The sequence below is a fragment of the Desulfovulcanus sp. genome, from assembly GCF_982781345.1.
On record NZ_CEYAEZ010000022.1, the window covers coordinates 1 to 19,761 of the forward strand.

The 19,761-nt window shown below is 40.7% G+C and carries 16 protein-coding genes and 1 tRNA gene; 12 read left to right on the top strand and 5 right to left on the bottom strand.

Translation table 11 applies throughout. The features are described 5' to 3' along the window. The first annotated feature begins 145 nt into the window (after positions 1-145). Positions 146-1,159, top strand: coding sequence for an AmmeMemoRadiSam system radical SAM enzyme (gene amrS, locus AC3WVG_RS05120; protein WP_488797099.1), 1,014 nt, complete (start codon positions 146-148; stop codon positions 1,157-1,159). 40 nt (positions 1,160-1,199) lie between these two features. Here the strand turns inward: amrS and AC3WVG_RS05125 are convergent, their stop codons facing one another. Both AC3WVG_RS05125 and AC3WVG_RS05130 read right to left on the bottom strand, forming a co-directional pair. Beyond that, on the bottom strand, positions 1,200-1,706 hold the full coding sequence (locus AC3WVG_RS05125; RefSeq protein WP_488797100.1) for a cob(I)yrinic acid a,c-diamide adenosyltransferase: 507 nt from the start codon (positions 1,704-1,706) through the stop codon (positions 1,200-1,202). A gap of 173 nt (positions 1,707-1,879) precedes the next feature. Then, positions 1,880-3,130 (bottom strand): amidohydrolase, encoded by a 1,251-nt coding sequence (locus AC3WVG_RS05130; RefSeq protein WP_488797101.1) that lies wholly within the window; start codon positions 3,128-3,130, stop codon positions 1,880-1,882. Positions 3,131-3,483: 353 nt separating this feature from the next. On the opposite strand from AC3WVG_RS05130, the gene AC3WVG_RS05135 reads away from it, so the two are divergent. Further along, positions 3,484-4,812: a UDP-glucose dehydrogenase family protein gene (locus AC3WVG_RS05135; protein WP_488797102.1), complete on the top strand. Its 1,329-nt coding sequence runs from the start codon at positions 3,484-3,486 to the stop codon at positions 4,810-4,812. A gap of 67 nt (positions 4,813-4,879) precedes the next feature. Here AC3WVG_RS05135 and AC3WVG_RS05140 read toward each other — a convergent pair. After that, positions 4,880-4,957 (bottom strand) — tRNA-Pro (locus AC3WVG_RS05140). A gap of 94 nt (positions 4,958-5,051) precedes the next feature. On the opposite strand from AC3WVG_RS05140, the gene AC3WVG_RS05145 reads away from it, so the two are divergent. The 10 genes from AC3WVG_RS05145 (at position 5,052) to dnaA (ending at position 17,797) form a co-directional block, all read left to right on the top strand. Then, a complete protein-coding gene (locus AC3WVG_RS05145; protein ID WP_488797103.1) occupies positions 5,052-6,548 on the top strand; it encodes an HD domain-containing phosphohydrolase in 1,497 nt (498 codons plus the stop codon). Between the two features lie 30 nt (positions 6,549-6,578). After that, a complete protein-coding gene (locus AC3WVG_RS05150) occupies positions 6,579-7,637 on the top strand; it encodes a protein-glutamate methylesterase/protein-glutamine glutaminase (protein ID WP_488797104.1) in 1,059 nt (352 codons plus the stop codon). A gap of 160 nt (positions 7,638-7,797) precedes the next feature. Beyond that, positions 7,798-9,735: a HEAT repeat domain-containing protein gene (locus AC3WVG_RS05155; protein ID WP_488797105.1), complete on the top strand. Its 1,938-nt coding sequence runs from the start codon at positions 7,798-7,800 to the stop codon at positions 9,733-9,735. A 4-nt stretch (positions 9,736-9,739) separates the two neighbouring features. After that, the gene (locus AC3WVG_RS05160) at positions 9,740-10,621 is read left to right on the top strand and encodes a CheR family methyltransferase (protein ID WP_488797106.1); all 882 of its coding nucleotides are present in this window, start codon (positions 9,740-9,742) and stop codon (positions 10,619-10,621) included. A gap of 1 nt (position 10,622) precedes the next feature. Further along, positions 10,623-11,018, top strand: a complete 396-nt coding sequence (locus AC3WVG_RS05165; protein WP_488797107.1) for a PilZ domain-containing protein — start codon at positions 10,623-10,625, stop codon at positions 11,016-11,018. Between the two features lie 110 nt (positions 11,019-11,128). Further along, positions 11,129-11,878, top strand: a complete 750-nt coding sequence (locus AC3WVG_RS05170; RefSeq protein ID WP_488797108.1) for a ParA family protein — start codon at positions 11,129-11,131, stop codon at positions 11,876-11,878. Between the two features lie 64 nt (positions 11,879-11,942). Beyond that, a complete protein-coding gene (locus AC3WVG_RS05175; protein ID WP_488797109.1) occupies positions 11,943-12,647 on the top strand; it encodes a chemotaxis protein CheW in 705 nt (234 codons plus the stop codon). 13 nt (positions 12,648-12,660) lie between these two features. Continuing rightward, complete coding sequence (locus AC3WVG_RS05180; protein ID WP_488797110.1) at positions 12,661-13,032, top strand: response regulator; 372 nt, start codon at positions 12,661-12,663, stop codon at positions 13,030-13,032. A 170-nt stretch (positions 13,033-13,202) separates the two neighbouring features. After that, a complete protein-coding gene (locus AC3WVG_RS05185; RefSeq protein WP_488797111.1) occupies positions 13,203-15,911 on the top strand; it encodes a chemotaxis protein CheA in 2,709 nt (902 codons plus the stop codon). A 548-nt stretch (positions 15,912-16,459) separates the two neighbouring features. Then, positions 16,460-17,797 (top strand): chromosomal replication initiator protein DnaA, encoded by a 1,338-nt coding sequence (gene dnaA, locus AC3WVG_RS05190; RefSeq protein ID WP_488797112.1) that lies wholly within the window; start codon positions 16,460-16,462, stop codon positions 17,795-17,797. Between the two features lie 30 nt (positions 17,798-17,827). On the opposite strand, the gene AC3WVG_RS05195 is transcribed toward dnaA, so the two are convergent. Beyond that, a complete protein-coding gene (locus AC3WVG_RS05195; RefSeq protein ID WP_488797113.1) occupies positions 17,828-18,574 on the bottom strand; it encodes a UPF0280 family protein in 747 nt (248 codons plus the stop codon). Between the two features lie 46 nt (positions 18,575-18,620). Beyond that, positions 18,621-19,736, bottom strand: coding sequence for a glycosyltransferase family 4 protein (locus tag AC3WVG_RS05200; protein WP_488797114.1), 1,116 nt, complete (start codon positions 19,734-19,736; stop codon positions 18,621-18,623). Positions 19,737-19,761 lie beyond the last annotated feature (25 nt).

Sequence of the window (19,761 nt, forward strand, 5' to 3'; positions counted from 1 at the left end):
GCACTCTTCAATTGTGTAGTAATTTGAGGATGTTAATCATGTCAGAAAGTTGAGTAATCTTGCCATAAACTTTGTGGCTCCATTGACAAAAATTTTTTATTGAAACTAAAATCTTTAACCAATGTCTATTTTCAGGAGGTTGCTTATGCAACAGGCCATTTTATGGAAACCGTATAAAGAAGATATCGTTCAATGCCGTTTATGCAGTCATTTTTGTCTGATTAAACCTGGGGAAAGGGGGAAGTGCGGGGTACGCTATAATGATAATGGCCAGCTAATGACTTTGGTCAAAGATCGTGTAGCTGCTATGAACCTTGACCCGATTGAAAAAAAGCCCCTGTATCATTTTTATCCTGGTACTAAAAGTTTTTCCATTGGTACCATGGGGTGCAATTTTTCCTGCACTTTTTGTCAAAACTATTCTCTCTCCCAAGGCCCCAAGCCAAACAGACCCGTCCAGGGTGAGGTGCTTTCCGCCAAAGAAATTGTTCTTCTGGCTCAAAAATATGGAGCTGCCAGTATTTCCTATACTTATTCTGAGCCGACTATTTTTATTGAGCTGGTTATGGAAACTGCTCGTCTGGCCCAGAAAGAAGGGATCAAAAACATTCTAGTCAGCAATGGTTTTCAAAGTCCCGAGTGTCTGGAAGAACTTGAACCCTATATTGATGCGGTCAACATTGATCTCAAGGCCTTTACTGAAAAATTTTATCAGAACTATTGCGGCGCCAAGCTAAAGCCAGTGCTCAAAAACTTGGAAAGGATAAAAAAAATGGGCTGGTGGCTGGAAGTAACTACCCTGATCATCCCTGGCCTCAATGATTCTGATGATGAACTAAAGAAGATAGCCTCATTTATTTACCACAATCTTAGTCAAGACACGCCCTGGCATATTTCCAAATTTTATCCAGCCTATAAAATGACCGATAGACCTCCAACCCCTATCTCCACCCTGGAGCGGGCTTATACAATCGGTAAGGAGACAGGCCTGGACTATGTCTATACCGGAAATGTACCCGGGCATAGTGGTGAAAATACCTACTGTCCGGCCTGTAGTAAGAAAATTATCAGCAGAATGGGATTTGAAATAACCGATCAGCACTTAAAGGAAGGCAAGTGCGAGTTTTGTGGGCATGAGATTGCGGGACGGTGGGGATAGCTTTTGTTGTCCCGCCCAAGGCAGGATAAACACAACAAACTCAAAATTCAATTCCCTTTTGGGCTTTGATTCCTGTTCGATACGGGTGCTTAACTTCCCTTATTTCTGAAACCAGGTCAGCCTGCTCAATTAACCATTCAGGGGCCCCTCTGCCTGTAAGAACTAAATGCACTTCATGTTCTTTACAATGGGTGATAAGTGTCTCTATTTCTTGTCTTTGCAGTAGATTCATATTTAAAACATAGATAGCCTCATCCAAAATGAGCATATCTATGCCAGAGTCTATTTTTTCATCTGCCCAGAGTAGAAGCTCCAGAACCTTTTTTTGGTGTTTTTTTCTTTCATTTTCCTGGCGAAAGAAACCTATACCAGAAGCCCAAAAGTTTGGTCCCAAAAGGTTTTTTAGCACCTTCTGTTCCCCGGCTTGGCCCTCTCGCTTAAGAAACTGGCCAAAAACGACCACAAGGCCTTGCCCCAAGGCTCTTATGGCCTGTCCCACAGCAGCAGATGTTTTTCCTTTGCCTTGACCAGTGTAAATAATAAGCATTTTAATTTTGTCCTCAACTTAGCAGTGTCGTTTAACCTCAAGGTCAAAAGCCCCCGAGGCTTAACGAATACGCGTGCAAAAGTAAATTTTAGTAGCTTGCCTCTTGGCGAAGTATATCCTACCATCAGGGTTTGCTCATTTTGTCTCTTAATACCTCATCTTTCTATATCTTTCTATTTTCCTAACTTTTTACTGATTCTATCCTTGACTTCCGCAATCAATTCTTTCTCTCCTGGCACCTGCCTGTCATGCATCAAAATTTGGCCATTGCAAATGGTGGTATGCACACAATCACCACTTGCAGCGTAGACCATGTTCGAAATCAGATTATGGTTGGGAACAAGTTGCGGGTGATTTAAATCAACCAGAATACAGTCAGCCAGTTTGCCCGGAGCAATTTCTCCCATATCCAGGCCAAAGATTTTGGCTCCGTTAATAGTGGCGCAGTCAAAGGCCTCTTTAGCTGTAAAATTCGTCGGATCATTGGAGGATATTTTGGCCAAAAGTGTGGCCACCTTCATCTCTTCAAGCATGTCCAGATTATTGTTGGACGCGCAACCGTCGGTACCCAGGCCGATACATAAACCACGCTCTTTTAGCTTTGCGTAAGGGAAAATGCCGGAACAAAGCTTCATATTTGATACCGGATTATGCACGATTTTTACCTCATGCTTTGCCAGAATATCCATTTCCTCCTCGTCAACCCAGATATTGTGGCAGGAAATGATATTCGGGCCTAGAAAGCCAATTTTGTCTAAATAGCGCACTGGGGTCAGACCATGCTCCTTGAGACAATCGTCCACCTCTTTTTTGGTCTCAGCAACGTGTATGTGAATAAGGAGATTTTTTTCCTGGGCAAATTCTTTGAGCCAGATCAACGACTCTTTGGATACAGTATAGATGGCATGCGGACCTAGAGTGAAGATTATTCTTTCCGTATCCGTATGCTCAGCAAAAAATTCCCTGGTTCGTTTCCTGAATTTTTTTGCCTTTTTGGGGTCATTAAAATCAATGAAAACAGAAGAAAGGGCGGCGCGTAACCCCATATCCTCAACAGCCTGTAAAGTTCCGGGCATATACCAATACATATCACTGAAAAAAGTGGTTCCGGATTTAATCATCTCCAAACAGGCCAATTTGGTTCCCAAATACACATCTTCCTGGGTGAGGTTTTGTTCAAAAGGCCAAATATATTTTGTAAGCCAAGTATGCAGTTCCAAATCGTCAGCATACCCCCTTAGAAGAGTCATAGCTGCATGGGTATGGCTATTGATAAACGAGGGTAAGATGGCTTTATCTTGTCCATCTATAAGCACATCGGCCTGCTCATTCAAATTTGTCCCAATTTTTTCAAAACGGTTCTGTCGAATATAGATATCTACCTGTTTCTCATCGAGAAGGATGTTTTTGATTAGAATGGTCATCTGGCACTCCTTTTTATCAGATTTCATTTGTTAACTGAGTACTTGTTATTTGTACTTAATTATATTAATTTTTTTTTAAATTCTAGTCTGACTAACCGGATAAACTGGCCAGGTAAAAAGCCAGAACATGCTCGTTACATACTAAAATGATTGCTAAAAATGATTTTAGCTTTTAAAGTTTTTAATTTCTGGCTGCTTGCAAAAAAGCGCTTGGAGCATGATTTTTTTGTAGTGTACGGGTTAAGTTGAGAAAAATTAACTCAGTTACATAGTAAAAAGAGTTAGCTTTTCCTGTCACCGATTGTATTCGTTTCAAGAGAGCTAATTTTCAACTATTTGGAGGAGGAAGCTACATGGATATATGTATCGTGGGCACAGGATATGTAGGACTTGTTTCTGCTGCCTGTTTTGCCGAAATGGGGAATAAAGTCTATTGTGTGGATATAAATCCGCAAGTGGTCGAAAGACTACAAAACGGACAAGTGCATATCTATGAGCCAGGTTTAGAGGAACTGGTCAAGAGAAACCATGCAGAGGGCAGGCTTTTTTTTACCACAGACATAAGAGAGGGGCTTCAAAACTCTCTTTTTGTTTTTATCTGTGTAGGCACTCCACCCAAAGAGGATGGCCGTGCTGACTTATCTTATGTGTTCCAGGTGGCCAAAGATATAGGCCAATATATGGAAGATTATAAAATAGTCGTGGACAAATCTACAGTGCCTGTGGGTACTGCCGATAAGGTACGGTCCATAATCCAGGAAGAACTGGACAGAAGAAATATGGATCTGGAGTTTGATGTTGTTTCCAATCCGGAATTTTTAAAAGAAGGCGATGCTGTAAATGATTTTATGAAGCCGGACCGGGTGATCGTAGGGACTGATAATATACGTACTGCAGAGCTTCTAAAGGCTTTGTATGCTCCTTTTGCGCGTACCAGAGATAAATTGATTGTTATGTCTGTGCGAAGTGCTGAAATGACTAAATATGCAGCCAATTGTATGCTGGCCACAAAGATTTCTTTTATCAATGAAATAGCTAATATTTGTGAGCGCGTCGGCGCTGATGTGCGTGATGTACGCGTAGGCATAGGCTCAGATCATCGTATTGGCTATCATTTTATTTATCCAGGTGTTGGTTATGGTGGCTCGTGTTTTCCCAAGGATGTCAAGGCATTGATCCAAACGGCCAATGAAAGCGGGTACCAACCAGAACTATTAGAAGCAGTTGATGAGGTAAATAAAAGGCAGAAAAGGGTGTTGGCCAGGAAAATCATTGATTATTTTGATCCTCAAGGTGGGGTTGAAGGGAAGGTTCTGGCCTTATGGGGGTTAGCTTTTAAGGCCAACACGGATGACATGCGGGAAGCTCCATCGTTGGAGATTATTGAAGAGTTGACCTCCAGGGGAATGCGTATCCGGGCCTTTGACCCCGTGGCTGGTGAGAACGCTAGAAAGATTCTCAAGGACAATAAGCTAGTGGAGATAGTGGATGAGCAATATGCTGCCTTAAAAGGGGCCAATGCCTTGGCTGTTGTTACTGAATGGAATCAGTTTAGAAACCCTGATTTTTTAAGAATTAAAAAAGAGTTATCCGCACCGATAATTTTTGACGGACGAAATTTGTATTTACCAGAGCTTTTGGCTGAAAAGGGATTTGCTTATTTTTGTATTGGCAGAAGGTAGGATTTGGGGAGCGGGATTTGGAATTTGGGGGTTAGGAGTTATTAACCCCCAAATCTAGGCTCTAAAATGGTCGGGATGCGGGGATTCGAACCCCGGGTCTCAGCGTCCCGAACGCTGCGCTCTAGCCAAACTGAGCCACATCCCGTTACTTTTATAATATTATAATAGGATGGTTTAAAAAGCAAGTTGACGTTTGCAGTTTAGTTAACAAATCAAAATATTAAGAAATATAGTCGTCTATGAATAAGAAGATTTTTAAGGTTTTGGTTGTTGATGACGAAGAAAGCCTGAGGGATATCTGTAAAGATGTCTTACAGGATGAAGGTTATGAGGTTTTGCAGGCAAAAGATGGTCAAGATGCTCTACAGATTTTATCCAAAGAGCAGGATATAGATCTTGTTATTTCTGACCTGAAAATGCCTAAAATGAACGGGTTGGAGTTACTTAAAGCGGTTAAAGAGAAAAAAATAGATGTAGACTTTGTGGTTATGACCGGCTTTGGAACTATTGAGACTGCTGTTGAGTGCATGAAAATGGGCGCAGCCGATTATTTGCCCAAACCATTCAATATAAATCATCTTTTGGTTAAGGTAAATAAAAGCATTAAATCTAGAAGACAGAGGTTGGAGAGAAAAAGATTGAGCAGTGTTGTGCGTGTGCTCAATCTTAGTAATGCCTTGAATAGTCATTTGGATTTAAAGTCATTGGTGTATGAATTTGTTAGTCATATCCAAAAAAATTTTCGGCCTGACAGTGTAGTGCTTTTTCTAGTTGATGAGAGTAAGAAATTAGTTAAATCTGTAGTTAGAGGAAAAATTTTTCGTATTAATACAAAAATATTTTCTTTTGTCCAACAAAAATCTCAAGAGGTATTGGATGGCGGTCGCTCACAATTAATTGACAGATATACTTTTCAAGGAAAGGGTTTTGATAATTTTCCCTATTCATTAATAATCGTTCCGTTGATGAGTCAGATGCAGAAAGTAGGGGTGGTAGCTTTGATTCGGGAGAAGGATAGAGAATTATTTACTCCTAGGGATGTTCAGCTTTTATCTATTTTTGCTTCACATGCTGCGAATTCTTTTCAAAATGCGAAAATGTATACCAAGTTGCGTGATATGAATATGGATATAATCCGTTCTTATGCCAAGGCAGTGGAGGCAAAGGATTATTATACCAAAGGACATTCTGAAAATGTAGCTTCCTATGCTTTGGTACTGGGCTCGAAGTTGGGATTATCTAGTTCTGAATTGGAAAAATTATATACTGCAGGAGTGCTTCATGATATTGGCAAGATAGGTATACCAGACCATATTTTAAATAAACCAGGGCGTCTGACAGAGGAAGAGTTTGCTATCATGAAAGAGCATCCGCTAATTGGTAGGGAAATTTTATCTCAGGTGTGGACTCTAAAAGATATATTCCCTCTTGTATATCATCATCATGAACGTATTGATGGTAATGGCTATCCAGATGGACTCAAAGGAGATGAACTGCCTTTTTTGGGCAGACTTATTTCTGTAGTGGATTCTTTTGAAGCCATGACTTCTGATCGAGCATACCGTAAAGCTTTACCTTTGCCGAAGGTAGAGAAAATTTTAGAAGAGGGCGCGGGCAGACAATGGGACGAGGAGCTAGTTGAAAAATGGCTCAAATTAGTCAGAGAGGCAGGTATGGACGGGCTAAAAAGCGGGGCTTTAATTTCGAGATTAAAAGGGGTTTTGCATAGCTCATAACCAATTCATAAGTTGAGTAGGAGTTAAAGAATGATAAAAGTTGTGGTCATTGATGACTCTGCGTTCATGCGGAAAGCCATAAGTACAATGCTAAAAAAGGATCCTCAGATTGAAGTAGTGGCTGTTGCTCGTGATGGGGAGGAAGGTTTGGAAATGGTACGCAAATACGATCCTGATGTAGTGACCATGGATATTGAGATGCCCAAAATGGATGGGTTAACAGCCTTAAAGCACATCATGATGGAAATGCCTCGGCCGGTGATCATGGTCAGTTCTTTAACTACTGAAGGGGCAGAGGCGACCTTGAAGGCTATGGAATATGGGGCGGTTGATTTTATACCTAAGCAATTATCCATGGTCAGTTTAGAAATCGTCAAGATCGAGCAGGAATTAAGAGCCAAGGTTAAATCTGTAGCCAAGAGAAAAAATAAACTTAAGATTTTCAGACGTGTTAAGAAGAAGGTTTCTGACACTACCAAAAAACAGAAAAAAATAGCTGCTCCAAAAGGAAGTCTTATCAGAGATATAGTAGCTATTGGAGTGTCTACCGGTGGGCCTCCGGTGGTTCAAAAGGTATTATCAGAACTTCCAGCGGACTTTCCAGCCTGTATTTTAATCGCTCAACATATGCCTAAGGCTTTTACCGGACCCTTTGCCAAGCGTTTGAATGAATCCTGTAAGCTTAAGGTTAAAGAGGCAGAGACTGGGGATGTGGTTAAGCCCGGCCATGTCTTTGTTGCCCCAGGTGGTCAGCATATGAAAATAGATCAGAAGGTGAGCCGTATTGATGTGTTAGTAGATTCTGAACCTCGTCATGTGTTGTATAAACCCTCGGCTGATGTACTCATATCCTCTGTTGCCACTGGTGTGGGAAAAAGGGGGCTGGGAGTGATTTTGACAGGCATGGGTAACGATGGTTTTTTAGGTATAAAGGAACTGAAGAAGAAAGGTGGCAAAGCGATTGCCCAGAGTGAAGATTCTTGTGTAGTCTATGGTATGCCCAAAGCTATTGTAGAAGGAAATTTGGCTGATGCTGTTGTTGACGTTGAGGAAATGCCGCAGACAATAATATCATTTTTATATGAGTGAGTTGTTATTTGGTTGAGATTATAGAGTTTTTTAGTTTATTAGGAATTGTATTGGTCTATATCTAGACAAAAAATAATAATTTTGGCTAAGTTTATTGTTAAATGGTAAGTTAAAATAATTCAAAATTCCCTAAGTTAAGGGTATCGTGTGGGAGTTGGTTATGTCCCAGCAAATGACTAAGGATAAGGTTTTGGATTTATTGCGGAGTAAAAGTTACGATGAACAAAGAGAAGGGGCTTTTGCTGCCAGAGATTTAAACTGTCAAGAAGCTGTACCTTTACTGATAACTTTGTTGCAAAGTGACAACGTTGGTGTGCAAGAAGCTGCCGAACTGGCGTTGCGCAAAATAGGAGGAAGAAGAGCAGTTAACGGCCTGATCCCTCTGCTTAGAAGCGATAGTGCTTCTATCAGAAACCTGGCCATGGATATATTACGCCATATAGGACATGAATATTTGGAGAGCTTGATTAATCTCCTTAATGATCCTGATCCGGATGTCAGAATTTTTGCCGCAGACATCCTGGGTACAAGTAACTCGCATCTGGTTGTGCTTCCACTGTGCGAGGCCTTATTAAGAGATCCAGAAATCAATGTCCGTTATCAGGCCGCTGTAAGTTTGGGTAATTTGAAAATAAAAGAGGCTGCTCCATGTTTACACCAGGCCCTGGAGGAAGACGATGAGTGGGTACAATTTGCCGTTATTGAGGCTTTGTTAAAGATTAGGGACGATTCTTCTATTAAGGCTTTGATCGGAGCCTTGGACAAGAGCTCGGAACTAGTCGGGTCAATGATAGTTGATGCTTTAGGCGAGATGGGCAACATTAAATCAGTTCCTCTGCTCTTAAAAAAGCTTGATTCCTCATCAACTGCTTTGCGGAATAAAATAATAAAAGCTTTAGTCAATATTTTGGGTGGTAAGTCATTGACCTTTCTTTCTGAGGCTGAACGAGAAAAGTTCAATGAGTATCTCTTAGTGGCTTTAGATGATGATGATGAGGAAATTCAGGACGCTGCAATTTCAGGCTTGAGTTTTGTCGGCGACAAAAGGGCAACGAAAAAGATTTTGGCTCTGGCTGCCAAGTTAGATCCTGATAAAGATCACGAAAGGTTGATGAAAATTATCTCTGCTTTGGAGGGTATTGGAATAAATGAAGAACTAGTTTCAGGCCTTAAATCCGACCATGATTCCCTGGTCATAACTTGTATCAAGGTTTTGGGCCGAATAGGAGGTAAAGAGGCAGCCAGGTTACTCATGGATATTTTTTGGGAGAAGCACAGGGATATACAAAGGGAGTTGAGCCTTGTTCTTATGAGTATTGCCGGCCATGATGCTCGGGACTTTTTTGTTCATGTCCTTGAAAAGCATACAGACGGCGACGTGATTAAGTGTGCTTTGAAGTTTTTAGGCCAAAAATTACGAGATGAACAGGTCGTGGACAAATTGTTCGAATTTTTAGACCATCCGTGGAATGATGTTAAAGAAGCGGCTCTGGATGCGATTCTGGGCATTGGCGGAGAAAAGGTGCTGGCAAAATTTAAACAGATGTTTTCTAGTCCAGATCCAATGTACCGATTAATGGCTGTGTATGGTTTTGGTAAATTAGGGGCCAGGGAGTGTTTAGAAGAGTTGAAGCAGGCTTTGGAGGACGAGGATCCTGATGTGCGCAAAATTGCCTTGGAAGCCATTGCCAGTGTGTGTGAGGAGCGAAATGGGATTTTGGAAATAATATCGGACAAGCTCTACGACGAAAATAGAGAAGTACGTCTGACTTTAGTGGAGTTAATGGGTAAATGTTCGCATAAAGAAAGTATACCTTATTTACTTGAGGCCTTAGAGGATGAGGATGACTGGGTAAAAGTCAGGGCGCTGGAGGCCTTGGGACTAAGAAAGGTGAAGGAAGCTTTACCCCAGATTATTAATTTGCTTCAAAGTCCAAGTGAACTTGTTAGGATTAAAGCCATTGAGGCCCTGGGCGAAATTGGAGGGCGAGCCGCTTTTCGAGCTTTAATCGATGTTTTGGATAGTGACAATGAAGAAGTTCTGAACGCAGCAGAAATGGCTTTAGATAAGATCCAAGAAGCTATGGAAAAGGAATAGTAAAATGGCTTCATTATTTTCCAAGACAATTACTTTAAGAAATGATTTAAAAATTACTGATAAGGAATTTTTGCAACTGCGCGATTTTATTTACGAGCAAAGTGGAATTTATATAAACGACAATCGAAAATACCTATTAGAAAATAGACTAATCAATCGATTAAAAGAACTAAACCTAAAGAGTTTTGGTGAATATTATTATTTTTTAAAATATGATCCCGGACGCAAGCAGGAGTTGAATCGTCTTTTTGAGGTTATAACCACGAATGAAACCAGCTTCTATCGTAATCCTCCCCAGCTAAAAGTATTTCAGGACATAGTCCTTAAGGAAGTTTTGGACAAGCAAAGGGCCAAGGGTCAAAAGAAGTTGCATATCTGGTCTGCCGGTTGTTCTACTGGTGAAGAGCCGTACACTATTTCTATAATTTTACATGAGGTTCTAAAGTTGGAAATAAATTCTTGGCAGATTAAGATTACTGCCAATGATCTATCTGAGGGTGTCCTAAGGAGTGCAAGAAGAGGTGTTTATAGTCAGTACTCCTTGCGTACAACTCCAAAAGAAATAATTGCCAAATACTTTATTGATGAAGGAAATGGGAAGTACAGGGTTAAGCCCGAGGTTAAGAAGCTTGTTTCTTTTGGACAGCTTAATTTAAGTGATAGATTTCAGGTTAAACGGGTTGAGCGTTCGCATATTATTTTTTGTCGTAATGTTATTATTTATTTTGATGACGAAATGAAGAAAAATGTCATTGCTTCTTTTTATGACAACTTGTTGCCCGGAGGTTATTTATTCATCGGGCACTCAGAGTCGCTGCACAATATATCCAGAGCCTTTAAGCCCATTCACTACCCAGGGGCTATTGTGTACAAAAAAGAGGGATAAGATGTCTGTTCAAAACGATCGGCGTAAGTTTGTTCGGTTGCCCAAAAATTATAAAGTAGAAATATGTGAGCTTGTCTTTCCTTTAAGCCGGCAGAAATGGTATCGTCTAGAGTGTGTAGACATTAGTGCAGGAGGCTTACGCATTAGATCTCCCCAAAAGTTTTCTCCCGGCCAAAAGGTACAAGTAAAGATTTTTATACCTCGTTTGAATAAATTTCATCCCAGCTTTTTTAAAGTTTTTGAAAGCGATGTGGGGCAATATTTACAGGCTGTGGCTGAAGTGGGCTGGGTCAAAGAGGTTTTGCCGCTTACCAGGTATGAATTGGGCTTAAGATTTATTGATATTTATGATGATGATTGGCGGGCGTTGCACAATATGATTAAGCATCTACTTTAACAACTTAAATGGATTAAGCTGTTAGTTTGCCTGGACCTGAAAAATTCTTAAGCTGAGGGAACTATTTAAAGCTATGAGCTATTCCGCTTTTGGCGAGAGAATATGAGCCAATGTCTACTCAGGTGTTGTCTATTGCTAACCAGAAAGGCGGGGTGGGTAAAACCACGACCACTTTGAGCTTAGGAGCTGCCTTGGCTCGGCTGGGTAAAAGAGTATTGGTTATGGACCTGGACCCCCATGCTTGTGCCACCATTCATCTATCGTTTTTCCCTGGAACATTTACTTGGTCTGCTTTGGATATTTTTAAGGGGGGTGAAGTTAGACGAGTTATCTACAAACAAAAGTCTTTTGATTTTGTACCAAGCCATATCCAACTTTCAGATCTAGAGTCGGATCTAAAAGATGTGCCGGGTAAAGGTTTGATTTTAACTAATTGGATAAAGAAGATTAGTACAAATTATAATTATATACTTATAGATTGTCCGCCACAAATGGGAGTTCTTTTGGTCAATGCACTGGTGGCAGCGGACCAAGTCATTATACCTATTCAAACTGATTTTTTGGCTTTGCACGGTCTTAAGCTTATTTTTGATACGATGCGTCTTTTAAATAGAGTTCTAAAAAGACCTATCCATTATCGTGCCTTGGCCACCATGTATGATCGCCGGGCAAGAGCTTGCAGGCGGGTTTTAAAACTTTTGCGTCAAAAGATGGGGGCGAGGATGTTTTCTACAGTAATTAATACAGATACGAAGTTTAGAGAAGCTAGTGCTAAAGGAAAGGTCATTTTGGATTATGCTCCGAAATCTAGGGGTGCTTTAGAATATATGCAGCTTGCTCTAGAGATTATTAAGGCATGAAGTTGAGACGTGCAAAGAGTACCATTTTTAACTCTTGAATTTTAAGCCTTGAGTGTACTAAAATATGAAAACACCAGAAGAATATTTTCAAGAACAGGATTTTGACTCATTGGAAAAGACCGGATTGCAGGAATTTAGTCCTGAAGAAAAACAATTTTTACAAAAGTATTTGGGTCATGCCGATCAAAAAATACTTAATGAATTAAAGGGTGAAGTGGCTCTTGAGCCCCAAGATTGTGGACTGCTCCGAGAATTACCTCAAGAAATGGGCTTAAAATGTGCTAAACACCAGGCACGATTAGCGGATACGAAAATTGATGTTGAGCAGTCTCTGAAAAAAAGTGTTGATGTACAATTGGTTAGTTTTTTCTTAAATGAACAAGAATATGCCTTGCCAGTTGAAATTGTATCCGAAGTTGTCCGCTATATTTCGCCTACAAAGTTGCCAGGAACTCCTGACTATCTTGCTGGCATAATTAATTTAAGGGGACGAGTTACACCGATTGTCAGACTTAATAGGTTGTTAAATATCGTTCAGGATGCTGACGAGAAAAGATTTATTGTGGTTTGCAAACATCGAGGATTACAGTTGGGAATTTTAGTTGACACTATTGCCACTATGTATCGCATTGCCCAACAAGATATTGAATGGGGCTTGGAAGTAAATCTAGGAATCAGTGGCGAATTTATTTCCGGACTGATAAAAGGTAAAGAAAAGCTTATTGCGATTTTGTCTATAGATCGTTTGGTTGGACAGTTAATTGATTAATTAAGGGGGTAGTATGTCCAAAAAGCATGTACTGGTTGTTGATGATTCTAAGACAGTGCGAAATTTAGTTGCTTTTATCATGAAAAAGGAAGGTTTCCGCGTAACTACCGCTGAAGACGGATTGGATGGCTTGGAGAAACTGTACTCAAACCCGGATATCGACCTGGTTATTTCAGATATCAATATGCCTAAAATGGATGGCTTTACTTTCATAAAAAACATTCGAGAACAAGAAGCTTATCGTGATTTGCCTATTATCGTTCTTTCAACCGAAGGACAGGAAAAAGACATTCAGGAAGGACTGAGCTTGGGAGCAAACATGTACATGGTCAAACCCGCACAACCTGAAAAATTGGTACGTAACGTAAAAATGCTTTTGGGCTAGGAATATGGTTTAGTCTTTTTTATAGGAGTAAATATAGCACGTAATTTTTTATGAAATTATTCGAGTTTAGTAGATTTTATTTTATGTGAACTAGTTTATTAGATTTGTTGGCATAATTTTTGATTAACTTTAAAAACATTCGTCTTTAATTTTAAGCGGAGAGTATGTGAATGAGTCAGGATTTCTTTGAGCCCGAAATATTTGCTGATTTTGTAGTTGAGGCCAGGGAACATTTGGAGACTATTGAGCCAAAGCTGTTGGAGTTGGAAAAGGATCCGGAAAATTTGTCTCTCATAGATGAGATATTCCGGCCTATGCACTCTTTGAAAGGTGCTTCTGGATTCCTGGGGTTAAAAGAGATTAATGCCTTGGCCCACAAGGGAGAAAATATATTAGACGAGTTGCGTAAAGGCAATATGAAGCTTACCCCTACGGTTATGGATGTGATTTTAGAAGCTACAGATGCTCTGCGGGAGATGATTGATAATTTGGAAGCGTATGGCAATGAAGGAGAAGTAGATACAGCACCAATCATTGAGCACATTGAACATTTATTGGAGGGGAGAGAGATTAACTCTGAAAATGATGTTAAAAGTAAGAACGATTCCGATGAAGGAAATGATGTTGAGAGTAATAATGATTCCGATGAAGAAAGAAAAGATTTTTATGCTTTAACTCTGGTAAGTGAAGATCACTTGGTTGACTTTTTGGAAGAAGCTAAGGAGCTTATTGAGAATATAAATTCTTCATTGCTGGAATTGGAAAAGAAACCGGATGAAAAGGAGTTATTAGATAATATTTTTAGATATTTCCATAACATAAAGGGAAATAGTGGCATTATTGGCTATAGAGAGTTAAATGCTTTGACCCACGCAGCAGAGACTTTGCTGAACAAAGCACGGAATAACGAAATAGAGATTGGCCAGGAATTAGTTGATTTGCTTTTGTCAACTGTAGATATGATGGAGGAACTGGTTGCAAATATTGATAAGGAAAAAGGGCTGGTAAGGACTCAAGATATTTCGCATCTACTTTCAAAGCTAGAGGGTGTAATTAATGACCATGATACAGTAGCTAAAGAAAACAAGTCCGAAGATTCTGCTGATCTTAAGGAGGAGCTCCAAAGTGAAGAGAATGACGAAGATGAGTATGAACTAAATGAAATAGATCCTGAAGATGTGCTTATTTTCGAGCACACAGTAAAACAGCAATTTGAAAATATTGATTTAGCCTTAAATAAGCTGACTCAAGATCCGACCCAAAAGGATTTTATAGACGCCCTTTACCGATCTTTTGTGACCATCCAAAATTCCACTGGCTATATGGGCCTTGAGGAAATAAAAAAATATGCCCAGCGTACCGCTGACTTGGTTGATCAGGGCCGAAATTCAGATATGGACTTTTCTCTCATGCTCGATCTCCTGCGTCAGGAAATAGATATCCTTAAGGATATGCTTCAGAAAGAGCTGGAGAAACTAAAGGCTGGCCTCAAAAAAAGAGAGAAAAAGGGAAAGGTTGAGGCAGAAGATTACAGGGCTGATGAGAAGAAAGAGGAAAAAATTGGTGCTGAGCCTAGTGAGCGGGTTCAGGAGAAAACAGAGCTCAAAAAGAGTAAAGTCAAAACACAGGTTTCAGGAAAAGCCAGTCCAACATCCAAACAAAAAACTAGTCCGGCCATCTCCTCAACCATCAGGGTTGATCACTCTAAATTAGACCATTTGATGAATCTTATAGGCGAGCTGATTATCAACCGGAATCGTTTTACAATGCTGGCCAAAGAATTGGAAGAGGGAAAAGATCCAGTGGAGGTAGCTCAAAAACTCACTGAAACTACATATTCCATGGCAAGGATTTCTGATGATCTGCAAGTGACAATTATGAATGTCCGCATGGTACCGGTGAAATCTGTTTTTGCAAAATTTCCCAGGTTGGTCAGGGATTTAAGTCGTAAAAGCGGGAAAAAAATCGAGTTGATTACAGAAGGTGAAGAGACAGAGCTTGATAAAAGCGTGATTGAATTGATCGGCGATCCGCTAGTCCATCTTATACGCAATGCCATTGATCATGGACTTGAACCTGAAGAAGAGAGGAAGCGCTTGGGTAAGCCTCCAACCGGCAAAGTATGGCTTAGAGCCGCGCATAAAGGAAATTCTGTAGTCATTGAAGTTGAGGACGACGGTCGTGGCATTGATCCGGAAAAAATGCGTGAGAATGGGGTTAAAAAGGGGATTATCAGCGAAGAAGAAGCCCAGAATATGGATGATCATCAGGCTATTGATCTTATTTTTGCCCCTGGGTTTTCTACGGCAGAAAAGGTTACGGATATCTCTGGTCGCGGGGTAGGAATGGATGTGGTCAGAAATAACATAAAAAGTTTAAAAGGAAGTATTATTGTTCAGTCAGAAGTTGGGAGAGGGACTAGGTTTACCATTACTTTGCCTTTGACTCTGGCCATCATTGACGCCCTGATGGTTAAGGTCGCCGGTGATAATTATGCTATACCACTGGATGCTGTATCAGAAACAACCAAGATAGAAGCAGCAAAGCTAAGTGAGGTTAACAAGAGAAAGGCCATTACCTTGCGTGGAGAAGTGTTGGGTATTGTAGAATTGGCCAAACTTTTAGAGCTGCCTGTTGAAAAAGATGAACGTCAAATTTTGCCAATTGTCATCATCTCGGTCAATGAACGCCGGTTGGGTTTGGTAGTTGATGCCCTACTAGAAAGACAAGAAATTGTTATTAAATCCTTGGGACATTATTTAGGTGAGTTACCTGGCATCTCGGGTGCTACCATTATGGGTGATGGTAATGTCGTTCTAATTTTAGATCCGCATGAAATCTATCGCTTGGCAACTACCCAGGCTACACTTGTCAATTAAATGACACTGGTTTTCAGTTAAGTTTGTTGATGAGAGTAAATTCCAAGTATATTTTTTAATGCCTGCATAACTTAGCGTTAAATTTAGTGCCTTTTTTCTCCCTTTCTTCTCAGCAATACCGGACCTGCGCCATTAACCTTAAAGTTTAATGTTCGTTCTTTCGAAGTCTTCTGATTTTTTTTGCTTTCTCCCTTTATCCCCTTAGCATTTAATCAATGACATTATTTGAATTACGAATCATGATGGACTTTTACACTTTTGTTGTTCTTATTTAAGATATTTTTTAAAATTTGAAGAAAATTGGAGAAAAATTAAAATTATTCCTGTTGAAAATTTTTGTGTTGATTGTGGAAAGAAGAGTGAGGGGCAAGTGTATGCCTGTTATATACAGGAGTTAAAGGGGGTGAAAAAAGGCCCATAAAATCAACGAATAAAAAAGGATAATAAAATTAATATGTTGTCTTGTAGATTAATTTGAGGCTAAACTCTCCCAAAGTTTCTTTTTTGAGCTTGCCTTAAGATGGGCAAAATGTTTATTTCCACCCGTTATGAATGATGCTTGGCAACGTATGCTGAAAATTCTTGAAAAATGCCTTAAACCTGGCATTTTTCAAGTATGGATAAAACCCCTTCAGGCCGATTTTAAGGGACAGGAGCTCATTTTAGAGGCCCCGAACGAATTTGTGGCTAGTTGGGTTAGAGAGCGCTTAAAAGGACATATTTTGGAGGCAGCCAAAGAAGTTCTGGGGGTTGCGCCCAAAATTTCAATCTGCTCCAGCAAAAAGGCTCCTGAAAAAATGCCACTAAACTTGGGGCGGACAAAAGTAAAAGAGCAACTAGGGTTACCTATTCACACTTCTGTTCCTAAGACAACAATAAACTTCCGTTACTCTTTTGATAACTTTGTTGTTGGCCCCTGTAATGAATTGGCATTTGTGGCATCCAAGACTTTTTGCTCACAGTCTATTTCTTCGGACCAGCTTTTTCTTTGTTCTGGTCCTGGGCTTGGTAAAACTCATTTGGTCCAAGCCGTGGGCAAAGAACTTAGCTCCGAGTGTAACAGGTCAAAGGTGCGTATTGCCTATTTGACCGCGGAAGAATTTGCCTGCCACTTAATTATGGCCATCAAGTCTAAACAGATAGAACAATTTAAGGCAAGGTTCCGGGATAACATTGATATCTTACTTCTGGAGGACATCCATTTTTTTCAGGGCAAGGAAAAGATGCAGAATGAGTTTTTATCTACCATCAAATCCTTGCAAAATCAGGGGAAGAAGGTAGTTTTTTCCAGTACATTTTTGCCCAGAGAGTTGGATGGTGTTGATGGTCACCTGGTTTCTCGGCTGTGCCAGGGCTTTTTGGCTGTTATTGAAAAGCCGGATTTTGAAACCAGGGTAAAAATTGTCCATAACAAGGCCCGAAGCTTTCAGGTGAGTATTCCAGAAGAAGTAGGCGAGCTTTTGGCAGAAAAGATTCAAAATGATGTCCGGCAGTTAGAGAGCTGTTTGCAGAACTTGATATTTAAGGCGAAACTTCTCAAGGAAAGGATCAGTTTGGACTTGGCCTGGCAGGTACTCAAAAATTATGGCCTTGAGGAGCAAACTTTTGACTTGAAAAAAATTATACAGTTTGTTGCGGGGGCCTTTGATTTGCCTGTAGAAGCCTTAAGCTCAAAAAGCAGGAAAAAACAATGTGTCTTGGCCCGCAATACTGCCTTCTATCTTGCCCGCAAGTATACCGACCACTCTTTAAAAGAAATCGGACAGCAATTCAATCGACGTCACTCTACAGTGTTGAAGGGTATAGCCAATGTGGAGCGCGAAATCAGCAAGCAAACTCCTTTGGGCAGACAACTTGCAAAAATTATAGAAAGGCTTGAGCAGTAGGGTAACCGTGAAACGGGGGGAGGATGGGGGTTAAAGTGTAATTAGCTCCATGTCCCCCCATATGCCCACATGTTCGTCCAACTGGGCAAATACCCCTGACACCCCTTTTTCCCTCCACTCCTCAGCAGTCTTTAGAACCCTGGACAGTGAACCTCTGTTTTGTAATTTATTATTTAAAGCTGTAGCTGCAGCATCAGCTATGGCCCCATCTCTTGCCTTGACCACGACCAGGTCTCCCTGCCCGAGGCTTAAAGAATGGCCAATGGTAGCTGAAGATGAACATAAGGTGCATGGAAAATCTTGCTTGGGGATTAAGAGTCCTAAATATAAATTATCTTCAGGGTGGGCCAGAAGTCCAATCTTCCTATCTTTCGTGGAATACATATACACGTCACCACCGTTTTCAACTAAAAGATTGGGTGAAAGCGGGTGAAATTTTTGGGCAACTTCATGGGCGATAGCTCCGGCTACCGCAGCCATGGGGCCGACATCAAACAATTCTCCTGCGTGTGCCATTTTCTGGATTATGCTTGGAGCGCTTTTCGGGACCGAAACGGGCTTTAGACTGGTCAAGAACTCAGGATGGAGATCAATGTAAGCTTTTATCTGTGCCCTGAGTTTAATCACTTGGTCCAGGATTTCATTTTTTAAATCAACTTGGCTTACTATCCATAAATCGCTTTCCTCTACCACAACCTGGTATCCAAGTTCATTTTTATCCGGAGCATAAAGTTCTCGGTAGGTGCGCAAAGGATTTAAGTGGATTTTTTTTCTCATAGTCCTAACTTCTCATTTTTTTAATTCACCGATTTTCTCAGCCCCTTCAGGCTCCAAGAATATTTAAAAAAGTTTTTTTATATTCTCTAAGACCTGCGCGGATATTCTCTGGCCAGGTAAAGGCCAGCCTTTTTTGTTTGCTGGCCAGGAGGATTTTTTCGGCTAGGTCAATGTGATTTGTGGGGTCTTTAATGACCAAGTCTTGTGATAAAAAGATACTACTTCCGTTATTTTGACTGGAGACAACAGGGATTCCAGTGGCCAGGGCCTCTAAAACAGCATTGGAGCAGGCGTCATAAAAAGTGGGCAGAACAAAGATATCGCTTGCCCGGTAAAACGAGACCATGTCCTTAACTTCCCCCATAAACTGGACTCGATCAACTACATTTAACTTTCTGGCCAAGCGTAAAAAATACGCCGGATTTCTTTTACCAGCCACGATGACGTAGAAGTTTTCAGGGAGGAGGCTTAAAGATGAGATTAATTGGGCCACGCCTTTGAGCATGAAGTTGGTCCCTGCTGTGGAAACAATAATTTTATCTTTTGGCAGGGAAAATTTGCTCCTAAGCTTTAGCTTTAATTCGTCTTTGGCTGGAGAGAACCTGGATAGATCAGGCTGGTTGTAGATAACTTGAAAGTCTTTTCTCCTAAGAAAAGGATAGGCTTTGATGGTCCAGTCCCGGACTAGATGGGAAACAGCTATTAGGTTTTGACTATTTCGCAACTGAATCATCTCAATAGCCTGGGTCAATCTATTCCCTGGAGAGATGCGGCGTCGAAACATCTTGAAATTTCTGGAAAATCCCTTGGGATAGGCTTTTTTGCTAAGCTCCCAGAAGATTTTTGTTGGTCCGCCACTAAGTCGTAATACATCTTGCCTGAAGGTATTTCCCAGACCCACGGTAAGGTCGAAATCTTGCTTACGCAGAAAGAGCTCCGCTCGCACGGCATACCAGAAGATTTTCATGGCCTTTCCCAGAGGAGGCCTGCCTAGGCATGTCACATTTACTCCTCTGGGCGGGGTTGTTTCTTTTTTGGCGCAGATAAAATGGACATCAAAGTCAGGTGCAAGATAGCTGGCTAAATTATAAGAGAAGCGCTCTGCTCCTCCGTAAAGGCTTAGTTTGGGCAAAAGAAGAGCGATTTTTGGTTTGTTGTTCATTTTTTTCACAGTACGGTCTCGCTAT